Source organism: Bradyrhizobium sp. HKCCYLRH3097 (genome assembly GCF_051167875.1).
Taxonomy (GTDB): Bacteria; Pseudomonadota; Alphaproteobacteria; order Rhizobiales; family Xanthobacteraceae; genus Bradyrhizobium.
On the sequence record NZ_JBNPTX010000002.1, the window covers coordinates 82,637 to 97,873 of the forward strand.

At 64.9% G+C, this 15,237-nt stretch carries 10 protein-coding genes and 1 tRNA gene; 6 read left to right on the forward strand and 5 right to left on the reverse strand.

The features are described from left to right. Positions 1-410: 410 nt before the first annotated feature. Positions 411-779 (forward strand): PRC-barrel domain-containing protein, encoded by a 369-nt coding sequence (locus ACQR0U_RS06015; protein ID WP_315711829.1) that lies wholly within the window; start codon positions 411-413, stop codon positions 777-779. An 86-nt stretch (positions 780-865) separates the two neighbouring features. On the opposite strand, the gene ACQR0U_RS06020 is transcribed toward ACQR0U_RS06015, so the two are convergent. Beyond that, entirely contained in the window at positions 866-1,141 is a 276-nt protein-coding gene (locus ACQR0U_RS06020; RefSeq protein WP_315712614.1) for a hypothetical protein, read from the reverse strand. 266 nt (positions 1,142-1,407) lie between these two features. Further along, positions 1,408-1,563 carry a hypothetical protein gene (locus ACQR0U_RS06025; protein WP_315711831.1) on the reverse strand — a complete coding sequence of 52 codons (156 nt, stop codon included), beginning with the start codon at positions 1,561-1,563 and terminating at the stop codon, positions 1,408-1,410. Between the two features lie 1,138 nt (positions 1,564-2,701). Between ACQR0U_RS06025 and ACQR0U_RS06030 the strand changes: the two genes are divergently transcribed. The 3 genes from ACQR0U_RS06030 (at position 2,702) to ACQR0U_RS06040 (ending at position 5,693) form a co-directional block, all read left to right on the forward strand. Then, a complete protein-coding gene (locus ACQR0U_RS06030; protein WP_434843066.1) occupies positions 2,702-4,738 on the forward strand; it encodes an acyltransferase family protein in 2,037 nt (678 codons plus the stop codon). 148 nt (positions 4,739-4,886) lie between these two features. After that, entirely contained in the window at positions 4,887-5,360 is a 474-nt protein-coding gene (locus tag ACQR0U_RS06035) for a hypothetical protein (protein WP_315827573.1), read from the forward strand. 120 nt (positions 5,361-5,480) lie between these two features. Further along, positions 5,481-5,693, forward strand: coding sequence for a hypothetical protein (locus ACQR0U_RS06040; protein ID WP_315711835.1), 213 nt, complete (start codon positions 5,481-5,483; stop codon positions 5,691-5,693). An 83-nt stretch (positions 5,694-5,776) separates the two neighbouring features. Here ACQR0U_RS06040 and ACQR0U_RS06045 read toward each other — a convergent pair whose 3' ends face one another. From ACQR0U_RS06045 to ACQR0U_RS06055, 3 genes are all read right to left on the reverse strand, one after another. Beyond that, a complete protein-coding gene (locus ACQR0U_RS06045; protein ID WP_315751088.1) occupies positions 5,777-5,938 on the reverse strand; it encodes a hypothetical protein in 162 nt (53 codons plus the stop codon). 297 nt (positions 5,939-6,235) lie between these two features. Continuing rightward, the gene (locus ACQR0U_RS06050; protein ID WP_434872101.1) at positions 6,236-7,075 is read right to left on the reverse strand and encodes an FkbM family methyltransferase; all 840 of its coding nucleotides are present in this window, start codon (positions 7,073-7,075) and stop codon (positions 6,236-6,238) included. A 131-nt stretch (positions 7,076-7,206) separates the two neighbouring features. Further along, positions 7,207-7,283 (reverse strand) — tRNA-Arg (locus tag ACQR0U_RS06055). Between the two features lie 464 nt (positions 7,284-7,747). Between ACQR0U_RS06055 and ACQR0U_RS06060 the strand changes: the two genes are divergently transcribed. Next, positions 7,748-12,976, forward strand: coding sequence for an alpha-2-macroglobulin family protein (locus ACQR0U_RS06060; protein ID WP_434843065.1), 5,229 nt, complete (start codon positions 7,748-7,750; stop codon positions 12,974-12,976). After that, positions 12,973-15,201: a penicillin-binding protein 1C gene (gene pbpC / locus ACQR0U_RS06065; RefSeq protein ID WP_434872102.1), complete on the forward strand. Its 2,229-nt coding sequence runs from the start codon at positions 12,973-12,975 to the stop codon at positions 15,199-15,201. Before ACQR0U_RS06060 ends, pbpC begins: the two co-directional genes overlap by 4 nt. Positions 15,202-15,237 lie beyond the last annotated feature (36 nt).

The window sequence follows — 15,237 nt, forward strand, 5'->3', positions numbered from 1 at the left end:
GGATCGCTGAAAGCACCGTGTCGCGCGCCAGATGCACTGGTCGGCTCTGCGGCCTGTTGGCTCAGGGAGGAACGAACGGGCGCGGCCCGCGTCGTTTTCGATCGAATCGGAGTGGCGTCGGCACTATCCAATCCGACGCCCTTCGTGGATCACCAACCAAGGAGAGCCATCCGATGGCGCAGCAAGGCCAAGGCATCGTCAGGACAGGACGCGGGGAGGATCAGCCCGCCGACAAGGAGCGTGCGCAGCAGGTTCATAGGACCACATCTCCCGATGCTCCGTCCCGCGAGGCGACACGTCATCCCGAGCAGGACAGTAACCTGTCGGCGGGTGACTGAGAGCCCTTCAGGCCCTTGGGAACGGCCGGTGACGGCCGAACGTTATCGATCCACTAGCACCGGGAGGATCACATGACATCGATGCTCGATGAACGCGAATATGGCAACCTGATTGGAAGCGACAAGGTCGAAGGCACGGCCGTCTATGGCGCCGACGACACCAAGATCGGCACCATCGAACGCGTGATGATCGACAAGCCGAGCGGGCGGGTCTCGTATGCCGTCCTGGGCTTCGGCGGTTTCCTCGGGCTTGGCAATGATCACTACCCGTTGCCCTGGCAATCCCTGAAGTACGACACGCGACTCGGCGGCTACGTTACCGGCGTGACCGAGAACCAGCTGCGGGGCGCGCCGAAATATTCCGACGAGCGTGAGTGGGACTGGGGGGATGCCGGGGCGGGGCGCAAGGTCGACGACTATTACGGCGTCCAACTCGCTTAGGACCGTCGCCCTCGTTCATTGCGCGCTGGCGAGGATGCCGACGAACCTCGCGTATCGCGGCCTTGTCCGCGACCCCCGATGAAATCTCAGGCGGCCGGCGGCTGAGCGCCGTTTTCGGCCGCCGATCCAGCCATCATGCTGCGGCGGCTCGATAGCCAGATCGGAATCTCGCGGTAGCAGGTGCCTTTTTCATTCATCTCTGCGACCGTCCACCGGCTCGGATGCCGTTCCTTGCCGACGAAGACCCAGTCATCGGCGATGGGGGGAGGCTCATTCGGCCTCGTCCTCAGCCATGCCGAACGGGCTCCTTTCGGCAAGCGATCCTGCTTCATCTGATAGAGATCATATACTGGTGAACGCATGACGCTACTCGTCCTCAAGCAACCGCAATTCTCAACAGCCCCAGCGTGTCGCGTCGTCGCGGCGGAATTGTGGGAGCGGCGCGGCCAGGCTGTGCAAAAGCACGATCAAGCCTGTGATTGACGGCATCTGCCATATTCTTCGCGTGGCGCGTATCGCTTCGAAAAGGCGACGCGCGGGGCCGTTCAATAACCCCGCGAGTCGGGACCGACGCCGATCGCGTCCGGCAATGAAGAGTCGCCAGCCCGCGACCGGTTGACTGATCAAATCAGAAGAAGGCGTAGCTGAGATCGAGACCGTAGGTGGCGTGGAGGATGAAGCCAAACGCCGTGGCGCCGCAGAGCATCAGGATCGTGCGCAGCTTCTCGGTGTCGATACGGGTCTCTTCGAGATGGGTCGGGAGAGCCTTGATGAGTGTTGTCATTGTGGGACCTCTGTACGCGAAACGAAGACGGAGAGTGAGTTATGAAAAGTATATCCGAGGTTGTTAGATCCCGTTTCTGGGGAGGTGGTTTTTGTAGAGTCCCAGAAGAGTTCTAATTGTGAAAGAGGAACCCAGCATCGTGCAGTTTTTGGGGCAAAGTTGCGGAAAGTAAATGATCAGTAAATTAAATCTGAGGTTGATATTAGTTGCGTGCAGTATTGTTGCACGTCTTGGCTGTTGAAAGAAGTTGCCAGGTTGCGGAGACGCGGCGCCGCACGTTTTTAAGCTTAATTCCTTCAGGGAGGCGGTTTGAGCGTGCTCAGCCTGCGCGGCTCGGTGGCGACGAGCACCATCCGGGCTACGGCGCCAATGCGGTTGCAAAAGCAACTCCAAGTATAGAGGCAGCTCACCTCGACCTCGGCCAATTTGTGGCGAGGTATTAACGGCTATGGCGATGTCGCCACTCGCTCGCCGGTTTCTTTGGCATGACTGGTATCATGTGGGTGGTGACGACGGAAGCCGGTCGCCGAAATCTCGCTGGCGGGTGTGCTCATCATACAACAGCCCCACATTCATCGAGCAGGGATCGCACGGGCGTCTCGGGTCGAGCCCAGTTGAGGCGCCAGCATGATGGGCAGTTCATGAATCATGATGGAGGAAGCGCGCGTGGCATGCCCGCCCTCGGTGATGAAGGCGCGTTGCTAGGCTTGAGCAAAAAGAGAAGGCCCAAGGTTGAGTAGTTACCGACACCCGAGCGGCCGTCGGGTCGAAGGCTGCGTTGGGCAGCGCGCGCGAGCGCGGCGCATGGATCTGGCTTGCTCGCAAGGTGGGCCTGGACGGATGCTGCGCGTTCTCGCTGCTCTGTCGAGCTTTCGATCACGTCCCCATGTCAGTACCGGGATGTCGCGACCGATCGCCAATCCTCCTGATGCGAAGCGGATGACGCCGCAGGCGGAATGGGCGCCGGCCGTGCCCGCTATCCTCCAGCATCCCCGCGTGATGGGCTCCTGAGGCGGTGCGGCAATTCGGATACACCAACCAACAACGGTATTTCCGTGTGTTTCTGAATGTTGCAATTCATTTTGGAACATGTCAGCAGGTAACCTGTTAGGGCGAACGGCCCGCCCAGGCTGCCAGGATGACGCGCACAAAGGTTTTGGAGTACCGGCCGGACATCGATTGGCTGCGCGCCGTAGCCGTGGTTTCGGTCATTGGATTTCATTACGAGCTGCCGGGCTTTGGCGGTGGGTTTGTCGGCGTCGACATCTTCTTCGTCATCTCCGGTTATGTGATCTCCCGGCTCATTTGGACCGGCATTCAATCCGATTCGTTTTCCTTCATTGAGTTCTACGAGCGGAGGGCGAGGCGGCTGCTTCCGGCGCTCTATTTGATGATCGTCGTCACCGGGATGGTCGCGTGGTTCTTGGCGCCTCCAGGCGACTACCGAATGTTCTTCGGAAGCGCGATCTCCACGGTGCTGTTTTCGTCGAACGTCTTCTTCTGGTCGCAGACCGGCTATTTCGATCTACCAACGATCGGTAAGGTTCTCATCCACACTTGGTCATTGTCGGTGGAGGAGCAGTTCTACTTCCTGTTTCCGGTCGTGACTTGGCTCTGGAGCCGGCTGTTTCCCGATCCAACGTCGAAGCCGTCGCTCGGGCTGGTCATCCTCGGAACGATCGCGCTGTGTGTGCTCGACGAGCTTTGGATCAAGCAATCGCCCTCGACCGCCTTCTACATCGCCCCGCTGCGGGCCTGGGAGTTCCTGATCGGAAGCATTACGTTTTTCCTGCATCAATGGTCGCCGGTTGGAAGCGTGACGCGCCTGGCCTTCGCGGCCGCGGGCATGGTCTCCATGCTGCTTGCCGTGGTCATCTTCCGCGCAGAGACCCGCTTTCCGGGATTGCACGCGCTGGTCCCCTGTGTCGGTGCTGCGGTCTACATCGTCGCGTTCAATCAGGAGGAGGGCAGACCCGGGCTGCCGTTCAGTGAGCTCGGAGCATTCCTCGGCCGTCTGTCCTACTCGCTCTATCTTTGGCACTGGCCGGTTTTCGTCCTCGGCAGGGCCGCGCTGCCGCTGGATGTTGCGACCTCGGCGGCAGCTACGGTTGGACTCCTGCTGTGCTCGCTGCTGCTGGCCTATCTGTCCTACGTCATCGTCGAGTGGCCTGCGCGCGCACGAACGGTATGGGTTGGCGTGCGTGGCTCCCCGGTGATCGCGGGTATTGCCGCCGTCATCGTCGCGGTCGGAGTTCACGGCGTCGCGCATGACGGCTACGCCGATCGCTTCCCGCAATCACAAGCACGAATGCTCCGGTACGATTCCCGGACGATGGAGCCGTTCTATCGTGCGCACAGCTGCTTCTTGCAGCCCGATGAGCCGGCATCCGCCTATGACCTCGAGGCGTGCCTGAAGCCGGCTGCAAACAAGCGCAACATTCTGCTCGCCGGCGACAGCCTTGCCGCGCATTATGCCTGGGCGTTGCGCGGCTACCTGTCGTCCGATGCCTACCATCTTCTGCAGCTCACGTCAGGGGGCTGCCCGCCGTTCGTCGAACTCAAGCTGAGCAGCTCGCGAAACTGTAACGACGTCAATCAGCTGCTGCGCGATCAGATCAAGGCGCACCGCTTTGACGCCATCATTCTTTCCGGCAATTGGCGCGCCTATCTCGAAACCTATGGCCGGCCTCCCGCACGGCGCGTCGACGGTTATTTGAACGCGCTGCTGGCGGTCGCTCAGGAAACGGGCGTTCCCGTTCTGCTGCTCGGTCCCTCGATCGAGTTTCCAGCTCCCTTGGCTCCGACGTTGTTCAACCATGAGCAGACGCACGTCCCGATCGGCAATTCGCTGATGCCGAAGGACGCGTCGTTCGAGGCGGACGATCGTCTGAGAGAGATCGCCCGCGCGTATCCGCTCGTTCAGTACGTTTCCATTCTCGACACGATTTGCAGCAAGAGGCGTTGTCCGCTGACGGTTGACGCGGAAACCCCGATCGTCTGGGATACCATCCATTTCACCCCGGAAGGCTCGAGGTTCGTCGTCTCGCAACTCGCGCCGCAACTGGATGCCTTCTTGCGAAGGCTGGAGCAGCCCTCCGAGACCGGAACGAACGAGCTCATGGCTGGTGACGGTCCGGCGGCAACCCGGAACCTCACCCCCTCCCGCGTTCAATGATGGAAGCGATCGAGCACGGGACCTGCGGGAGCCATGAACTTCGGCGGGTGTCGTGCGTTCGCCTGCCGTTGATGTCGGACATTGCCTTCGCGCGGCCGCGAAAGTGATCCAACGTCATCGCGTGCTCAAGCCGTTCGGGACGACACACATGAATCCGATCATCAAGGCGATGGCAGTGCTTGCGTGCGCCGCCTGCTGGAGCACCGCCGCGACGGCCCAATCGGTTCGCTGGAACACCTATAGGATCCCGGAGACCGGCACATCGGTCGACATTCCGGTCTCGATCTTCAGCGACACGGCGGGCCAACCCGAGGGCTACGGCCAACGCTTCCAGACTGCCGACGGCCGCGCCAATCTGACCGTGCAGTCGGTATCGAATAACGCGCGGGAGTCACCTGCGCGGTTCCTTGCCAGGAAGAACCCTCCGCCGAATATTCAATACAAGCGCGTCACCTCGCGATTCTTCGCGGTGTCGAGCTACAAGGGCGACTATGTCTGGTACAATCGCTGCAACTTCGTTGGCGGCTACGTGCATTGCGTGCTGATCAACTACCCCCGGGTCTGGGAGCGCGCTTGGGACGGCATCGTCACCCGCATCAGCCTGTCGCTGAACCGAAGCTGAGGGGGGCGCTTAGCGAAGTCTTCGGCTGGCTGCTTTGATCCACCTCAATGATACCGTCGGGCTCCTCTGAATAAGCTTCGGCTTCATTTCAGCCGCCGCTTACAGATGAGCCAGTCCTTCATGGCCGCAGCGTCCTTCACCGTACGGGCCGAAAGCGCCAGCGCGATCGCCACCATCAGGTGCCGCAGCGCGCAGGACGCGCTGCTGACGGCCAATGCCTATCTGCGTCTCGGCGCCGCCTGCGTCAGCATCGAGATGCCCGGCGGACAAAGCATGAGCCCGGACCGGCTCGATGCGCTGCTTAACGATTCTGGCGGGCGCATCGGCTTCTGAAATCGGGCGTCGGGCGCACCGCCACTCTTCCCTGGCGTGATCGCGACGGCTTGTGCGGGAGCATTCCGGGAGTGCGTCCAGGCTCAGGATGACGACGCTTCGACGCGGTCGTCGGGGAGCGCCGTCCGCCACGAGACATCGGTAATGTAGGGGCCGTACAGGACATCCTGGCGCCGCTGGTAAATGATCGTGAGGGCGACGGCGGCGATGAAACAGATTGCAGTCAAAATGGCTAGTTCGAACATGGTTCAACTCCATCGCCCAGCACGTGGCGGACGAAGGGCGTCGGCGTCAAATGGAAGCCGGCGTTAAGCTGAAGAGGAAAGCTTAATGCACGCGAGGCATCCTGCGTCGCAGGCGAACAGCCAAAGCAGAACCTCTGGGTCCGCGCGGCTGAACCTCGGGTCGAGAGTCCGGCCGCTCGGCGCGCGCTACTCAGCGACGGTCGGCTGACCGGTATCAAGCTCCGGAAACATCGCCCGGCAGCTCAGGCAATAGGATTCGAAAATAAAGCTCAGCAACGTGGACATCGGTAACCCCCATCAGTCGATGTGATGCTGGGCAACTTGCCGGGGGACTGTTTCAGGACGACTTCGTGCGCCCGGCGAAGTGGTTTCGATCGGTGCCAGGAAAGCTTCGTGGTCACAGGACGTCGGCGCGCGCACGCTCCTGAAGATGAAGTTGTTGCAATAGTCCTTCCGCTTCCAGAACCATTCGCCATCGGCGCGCTGATGGATTTCCGGGTCGAAGGCAGACAACGGAAGCAATCTCCCGCGGCTCAGGAATTGGCCCCGATAGCCGAGACCCCGCAGGAGCAAGAATGTCTCCTTCACCCTGTCGAGCGTCGCCAGGCGGCGGTCGCACTCGACCACGATCAACGGCCGGCATCGGCGCAAGGTGCGCTCGGCGCCGCGCAGTACGTCGAGTTCGGCACCCTCGACGTCGATCTTGATCGCAGAGACGTTTGCGGTGTCAGGGAGATAGTCGTCCAGCGACGTCGTCTGCACCTGGATCGCCTTCGAGGTCTCGGCGGGCCGGAGCAGCGAAGCTCCGGGCTGATGCCCTTCGGGAACGAACAGGGTTTTCCTGCTGGAGCACGAATAGACGGCGCGCGGTTCGACGACGACATTGTCGAGCGAGAACCGGGAGCAGAGCCGCGCCAATCGTTCGGCAAGGTCCGGCTGGGGCTCGAAGGCGATGACCCGCCCCGGCGCCGACCACCGTGCCAGCCAGTAGAGAAAACTGCCCTTGTTGGCGCCGATGTCGCAGACGATGTCGCCGCGCCGGATGTGACGGTGCAACTCGGACAGCTCCGTCTTGTTGTCGCGGAATCGGGACCGCAGGATTCTGACCAGAAACCGGGATGCCTCATGTTTCGCCAACCGAGCCCCCCAACGCCATGGCTACGCGCCCGCCAAACGAGGGCGAACTCGGGTGCGCACGCCCTGTCGTTCACGGCAATGCTTCAAAATGGACGAGTGGCGGGGCGCCAAGATGGCGCTGGCGTGGCGACTGGCGATCCCAGCAGGACTCGAACCTGCAACCCGCGGAGTAGAAATCCGCTACTCTATCCAGTTGAGCTATGGGACCGTCGTCACGGCGTGAGCGTCAGGCGATCACGTCACGGGATGAATGCCGCGGGGCCGTGAAGCCCGTCCGGTCGCGGCATCCATAGCAGGGTTCATAGGAAAAATCTTCGGTTTCGCCAAGAGCGGCCGAACCGGATCCGGGCCAGGCGCGACCAAGCGGAGGCGGGAGGAGGGCGCATGCCCCTGGGTCCCGCGCCAGCGGTGGCGGATGAACGGCCGCCGCGGGCTGTGCCGATATGCTGCAGGCTGTGAATTGCCGTTGATGACCCCATTTTTCCGGCCGCGCCCTTTCGCCGATGGCCGCCCCCGCGGTGGGCCGCTATGCTGGCCGCTGCAACCGCCGCCATCAGTCCGTCACCATTTCGCGTCCATTCTCGCCACGAATCGGCCAAACACGGACCGCCATCCGCCCGTGCCGAAGAGCCGGCTGACGACACGTCCAAGGAAACGTCCAAGGAGCTGCCCATGACCGGTCTGGTTCGCGCCGTCGCCCTCTGCGCCACCCTGGTGCTTGGCCTCGCCTCCGCCAGTGCTGCCCTTGCCGCCGACAAGGCGTTCAAGCGCGACGACCTCGCCGATGCCGCGATCAAGCTGGAGGCGCAGATCAAGAGCGAGGCGGGGGCGGTGAACAAGCCGCTGGCGATGCTCCGCACCGATGCCGACGCGGCGCTGCGGCGGAACGACCTGCGGACAGGCCTGCAGATCCTCGGGCAGATCGCGACCGCTGCGCCGGATGATTCCGGCAACTGGCTGCGGCTGGCGCGCACCGTGCTGAACCAGATCAAGCCGATCAATTCCTCGGAGCAGACCTTCCTGCTGGAGCGCGCCTCGACGGCGGCCTACATCGCCTACCAGCGCGCCGGCAATGCCGGGGAGGAAGCCGACGCGCTCGCGGTGCTCGGCAAGACCATGGCGGAGCGCAAGCTGTGGCGGCCGGCGCTGGATACGCTGCGGATGTCGCTCGAACTGCGCGAGGTCGCTGACGTCCGCGGGCAGTATGAGCGGATGCGCGACGAGCATGGCTTCAAGCTGCTCGACTATACCGTGGATTCGGACTCGGCGAGCCCGCGCGCCTGCTTCCAGTTCTCCGAGGATCTCGCCAAGCGCACCGACTTCTCGCCCTTCGTGGCGCAGGCCGGCACCGACAAGCCGGCGTTGACCTCGGAGGACAAGCAGCTCTGCGTCGAAGGCCTCAAGCATGGCGAGCGCTATAACATCAATCTTCGTGCCGGACTGCCGTCGGGCGTCAAGGAGAGCCTGCCGAAATCGGCCGAGTTCAACATCTATGTCCGCGACCGCAAGCCGTTCGTGCGCTTCACCGGCAAGGCCTATGTGCTGCCGCGCACCGGGCAGAAGGGCATTCCGCTGGTCAGCGTCAATACGCCCGCGGTCACCGTCAACGTGTTCCGGATCGGCGACCGCAACCTGATCAACACCGTCATCGACAGCGACTTCCAGCGGCCGCTGTCGAGCTACCAGCTCACCGACCTCGGCAACGAGCGCGGCATGAAGGTGTGGAGCGGCGAGCTCTCGACCACGATGACCTTGAACCAGGACGTCACCACGGCGTTCCCGGTCGACCAGGCGCTCAGCGACATGCAGCCGGGCGTCTATGTGATGACGGCCGCGCCGAAGGGCCCGACCAGCGGCAATGACGAGGACAGCGGCGGCCAGCTCGCCACGCAGTGGTTCATCGTGTCCGATCTCGGCGTCGCCGCGTTCTCCGGCAATGACGGCATCCATGTGTTCGTCAACTCGCTGGCGTCGACCGATCCGGTCGCGCGTGCCGAGGTGCGGCTGGTGGCGCGCAACAACGAGATCCTCGCGACGCGCAAGACCGACGACGCCGGCCACGTGCTGTTCGAGACGGGCCTGGCGCGTGGCGAGGGCGGGCTGTCGCCGGCGATGCTGACCGTGTCGGGCGAGAAGACCGACTATGCCTTCCTCAGCCTGAAGACGTCAGCCTTCGACCTGTCCGATCGCGGCGTCGCCGGGCGCGAAGCGCCCACGGGGCCGGACGCTTTCGTCTATTCCGAGCGCGGCGTCTACCGCTCCAACGAGACGGTCTACCTCACCGCGCTGCTGCGCGACGGCAAGGGCAATGCCATGACCGGCACGCCGCTGACGCTGGTCGTCGAGCGTCCCGACGGCGTCGAGTTTCGCCGCGCGGTGCTGCCGGACCAGGGCGCCGGCGGCCGTTCGTTCAGCGTGGCGCTGAACTCGGCGGTGCCGACCGGCACCTACCGCGTGCGCGCCTTCACCGACCCAAAGGGGACGGCGGTCGGCGAGACCACCTTCATGGTCGAGGATTACGTCCCCGAGCGGCTGGAATTCGATTTGAGCTCCAAGGACAAGCAGATCAAGGCTGAGACTCCGGTGGAGGTGAAGGTCGACGGCCATTTCCTCTACGGTGCGCCGGCCTCCGGCCTGCAGCTCGAGGGCGACCTGCTGGTGACGACCGCGCCCGAGCGGCCGGGGTTCCCGGGCTACCAGTTCGGCGTCGCCGACGAGGAGAGCGCCTCCAACGAGCGCACCCCGATCGAAGGCATGCCGGAAACGGACGAGAAGGGGGCGGCGACGTTCCCGGTGAGCCTGCCCAAGCCGCCGTCCTCCAGCCGGCCGCAGGAGGCGCAGATCTATGTGCGCCTGGCTGAGACCGGCGGCCGCGCCGTCGAGCGCAAGCTGGTGCTCCCCGTGGCGCCCAAGGCGGCGCAGATCGGCATCAAGCCGTCGTTCTCCGGCAAGAGCGTCGGCGAGGGCGACAAGGCCGAGTTCGACGTCGTGTTCGTCTCGCCGGAGGGCAAGACGCTGGCGCGAAGCGGGCTGCGCTATGAGCTGCTGAAGATCGAGTCGCGCTACCAGTGGTACCGGCAGAACTCCTATTGGGAGTATGAGCCGGTGAAATCGACGCGGCGCGTCGGCGACGGCGACGTCACGATATCAGCCAACAAGCCGGCGCGGCTGAGCTTCCAGCCGGAGGCCGGGCGCTATCGCCTCGACGTCAAGTCGGCGGATGCCGACGGCCCGGTGACGTCGCTGCAGTTCGATGTCGGCTGGTACACCGACGGCAGCGCCGACACGCCGGATCTCTTGGAGACCTCGCTCGACAAGCCGCAATACCAGTCCGGCGAGAGCATGATCGTGACGGTCAATGCGCGCACTGCCGGCAAGCTGACGGTCAACGTGCTCGGCGACCGGCTACTGACGACGCAGACCACCGAGGTCAAGGAAGGTACCAACCAAGTCAAGCTTGCGGTCGGCAAGGATTGGGGCACCGGCGCCTACGTCGTCACGACGCTGCGCCGTCCGCTCGATGCGGCCGCGCAGCGCATGCCGGGCCGCGCGCTCGGCGTCGCCTGGTTCGGCATCGACAAATCAGCGCGCACGCTCAACGTGGCTCTGACGCCGCCTGCGCTGGTACGTCCGGGCTCGGCGTTGAAGATTCCGGTCAAGGTCGGTGGGCTCAATCCCGGCGAGGACGCCAAGATCGTGATCGCGGCGGTCGATGTCGGCATTCTCAACCTCACCAACTACAAGCCGCCGGCGCCCGACGATTACTATCTCGGCCAGCGCCAGCTCTCCGCGGAGATCCGCGACCTCTATGGCCAGCTGATCGACGGCATGCAGGGCACGCGCGGCCAGATCCGCTCGGGCGGTGACAGTGGCGGAGCCGAGCTGCAAGGCTCGCCGCCGACGCAGAAGCCGCTGGCGCTGTATTCGGGCATCGTGACCGTCGGGCCCGATGGCACCGTCGAGGTCAGCTTCGATATTCCGGAGTTCGCAGGAACTGCGCGGGTGATGGCGGTCGCATGGAGCGCCACGAAAGTCGGCCGGGCGAATGTCGACGTCACCGTGCGCGATCCGGTGGTGTTGACCGCGACCTTGCCGCGCTTTTTGCTGAGCGGCGACCGCGGCACGCTGTCGTTCGACCTCGATAACGTCGAGGGCGCGCCCGGCGACTATGTCGTCGGCGTCAAGGCCAGCGGCCCGGTCAAGGTCTCCGGCAATGCCAACGTCACGCTGAAGCTCGCCGCCAAGCAGCGGGCGTCGTCGACGCTGCCGCTGGATGCCAGCGGCACCGGTACGGCGCAGCTCGACGTCGATATCAAGGGCCCCAACGGGCTGGCGCTGGCGCGGCACTATCAGCTCGACGTCAAGCCGGCGACCCAGGTGCTGGCGCGGCGCTCGATCCGCACGCTCGCGAAGGGCGAGAGCCTGACGCTGACATCGGACATGTTCAATGATCTCGTGGCGGGCACCGGTACGGTGTCGCTGTCGGCGGGACTGTCGACCGCGCTCGATGCGGCAACCATCCTCAAGGCGCTCGACCGCTATCCGCATGGCTGCTCGGAGCAGATCACCAGCCGCGCGATGCCGCTGCTCTATGTCAACGAGCTCGCAGCCGGCGCGCATCTCGCGATGGACACCGAGGTCGACCAGCGCATCCGCGACTCGATCGACCGCTTGCTGGCGCGTCAGGGCTCCAACGGCTCGTTCGGCCTGTGGTCGGCCGGCGGCGACGATCCCTGGCTCGATGCCTACGTGACGGATTTCCTGACCCGCGCCCGCGAAAAGGGCTTTGCCGTGCCGGACGTGCTGTTCAAGAGCGCGCTCGACCGCGTCAGGAACTCGGTGGTCAATGCCGAGGAGCCAGAGAAGAGCGGCGGCCGCGATCTCGCCTACGGCCTCTACGTGCTCGCGCGCAACGGCGCGGCGCCGATCGGCGACCTGCGCTATCTCGCCGACACCAAGCTCGGCAATCTCGCAACTCCAATTGCCAAGGCGCAGCTCGCCGCGGCGCTCGCGCTGGTCGGCGACCGCGCCCGCGCCGAGCGGGTCTATGCGGCAGCCGCCGACAGCCTCGCGCCGAAGCCGGTGCTGGTGTTCGGCCGCACCGATTACGGCTCCGACCTGCGTGATGCGGCGGCATTGGTGTCACTGGCCGGCGAAGGCAATGCGCCGCGCGCGACGCTGACGCAGGCGGTGACCCGCGTCGAGGCAGCGCGTGGCCTGACGCCGTACACCTCGACGCAGGAGAATGCGTGGATGGTGCTGGCGGCGCGTGCGCTCGCCAAGGAGACGCTGACGCTCGATGTCAACGGGCAGGCGGTGAAGCAGGCGCTGTACCGCAGCTACAAGGCGGCTGAGCTCTCAGGCCAGCCGCTGAAGATCACCAACACCGGTGATGTGCCGGTGCAGGCGGTGGTCTCCGTCTCCGGCTCGCCGCTGACGCCGGAGCCGGCGGCATCGAACGGCTTCAAGATCGAGCGTGGCTACTACACGCTCGACGGCAAGCCGGCCGATATCAGAACCGCGAAGCAGAACGACCGTTTCGCTGTCGTGCTGAAGGTCACCGAGGCCAAGCCGGAATACGGGCACATCATGGTGTCCGACTATCTACCGGCGGGGCTGGAGATCGACAATCCGCATCTGGTGTCGTCGGGCGACAGCGGCACGCTCGACTGGATCGAGGACGGCCAGGAGCCGGTCAATACCGAGTTCCGCGACGACCGCTTCACCGCCGCGCTCGACCGCGCCGCGGATTCCAAGTCCGTGTTCACGGTCGCCTATGTGGTGCGGGCGGTGTCGCCGGGCAAATACGTGCTGCCACAGGCCTATGTCGAAGACATGTACAATCCCTCACGCTATGGTCGGACCGGTACGGGCTCCGTGGAGGTCCGCGCGGCGAAATGAGCGAGGGTGGAACGAGTGATCGTGAGTTGGGTGGCCGGACGGTGCCGCACACTCCGTCATGCCCAGGCTTGACCCGGGCATCCATCGCTCGCGGCGACGAAGGCGCGGCTGGCCGGGACAAGCCCGGCCATGACCCGAGGAGATGGCGGAGCGTCAAACGGCCGCTCGCGGGCGCGCTGTTCTTGTTCGTCGCAGTCATCCTTGCCTTCACCGCCTACACCATCTCCCTCGGCCCCCTGCCGCTGCGCGAGGCCAAAGCCGTGTCCACCACCGTCGTCGACCGCCACGGCAAGCTGCTGCGCGCCTATGCGATGGCGGATGGGCGCTGGCGGCTGCCGGTCAGCGCGAAGAAGGACGTCGATCCGACCTATTTGAAACTGCTGTTCGCCTATGAGGACCAGCGCTTCTACGACCATCACGGCGTCGACCCCCGCGCGCTGGCGCGCGCCACGATCCAGCTCGGCGCGCACGGCCACATCGTGTCGGGCGGCTCGACCATCACGATGCAGCTGGCGCGGCTGCTCGAGCCCAGGCGGCAGCGCTCGCTGCACGCCAAGCTCAGGCAGATCGTGCGCGCGCTCGAGCTCGAGCGAGAGCTGAGCAAGGACGAGATCCTCGATCTCTACCTGACGCTCGCGCCCTATGGCGGCAATCTCGAAGGCATCCGTGCCGCCTCGATCGCGTATTTCGGCAAGGAGCCGAAGCGGCTGTCACTGGCGGAAGCGGCACTCTTGGTGGCGCTGCCGCAGTCGCCGGAGACGCGGCGGCTCGACCGGCATCCGGAGGCCGCTCGACGCGGCCGCGACCGCGTTCTCGACCGCATGGTGTCGGAGAACGTGATCTCCGCCGAGGACGCGGCGCAGGCGAAGGCGCAAGCCGTGCCGGCCTTCCGCCAGCCGATGCCGATCCTGGCGCCGCATGCTGCCGACCAGGCCTCGGCGACCGTCAAGGATCAGCCGATCATCCGCCTTACGCTGGATGCCTCGCTGCAGAAGGTGCTGGAGCCGCTGGCGCGCGATCGCGCCATCGCATTGGGACCGAACGTCTCGGTCGGCATCATCGTGGTCGACAATGACAGCGGCGACGTGCTCGCCCATGTCGGATCGGCCGACTATTTCGACGAGAGGCGGGCAGGGCAGGTCGACATGACCCGCGCGGTGCGTTCGCCAGGCTCGACCCTGAAGCCGTTCATCTATGGGCTCGCCTTCGAGGACGGCTTCGTGCACCCGGAGAGCCTCATCGAGGACCGCCCGGTGCGCTTCGGCTCCTACGCGCCGGAAAATTTCGACATGACGTTCCAGGGCACGGTGCCGGTGCGCAAGGCGCTGCAACTGTCCCTGAATGTTCCCGCCATCGTGCTGCTCGACCGTGTCGGCGCCAGCCGGCTGTCGTCGCGACTGAAACAGGCCGGCGGCAATTTGGTGCTGCCGAAGGACGAAGCCCCAGGCCTTGCCATGGGCCTCGGCGGCGTCGGCGTGACCCTGCAGGACCTCGCCCAGCTCTATGCCGGATTCCCGCGCCTGGGCACCACCAGGCCGCTGCGTGAGATCATGACCGGGGAGGGCACCGACGATGCCCGCGAGCCGTTGCGGCTGATGGATTCGGCGGCCGCCTGGCAGGTCGGCAACGTGCTGCTGGGGACCCCGCCGCCGGAAAACGCAGCCCGCAACCGGATCGCCTTCAAGACCGGTACCAGCTACGGCTATCGCGACGCCTGGTCGGTCGGTTTCGACGGCCGCGTGACGATCGGCGTCTGGGTCGGCAGGCCCGACGGCGCGCCGGTGCCCGGCCTGATCGGCCGCGTCGCCGCGGCGCCGATCCTGTTCGACGCTTTTGCCCGCAGCGGCAAGCTGCCGGTGACACTGCCAAAGCCGCCCAAGGGTGCGCTTGTCGCCAGCAATTCAAAGTTGCCGCTGCCCCTGCGCCGGTTCCGGCCGGTCGGAGAACTGGTGCGGACCGGCGCGGAGCAGGCGCCGCACATTCAGTTCCCGCTGAACGGCTCCCGCATCGATGTCGACCGGTCCGCCGGTCCCGAGGCGTCGGTGATGCCGGTGAAAGTGTCCGGGGGCGTGCTGCCGCTGACCATGCTGGTCAATGGACTAGCCGTCGGCGAGATCGACAGCCGGCGCCAGCGCCTGATCGATCCGCCCGGGCCGGGCTTTGCCCGCCTCACCGTGATCGATGCCACGGGCGCTGCGGACACAGTTGTGGTCAGAATCCAGTGAGGGTTCGCTAAGCGGTTGTCGACATAGCGGTTTCAG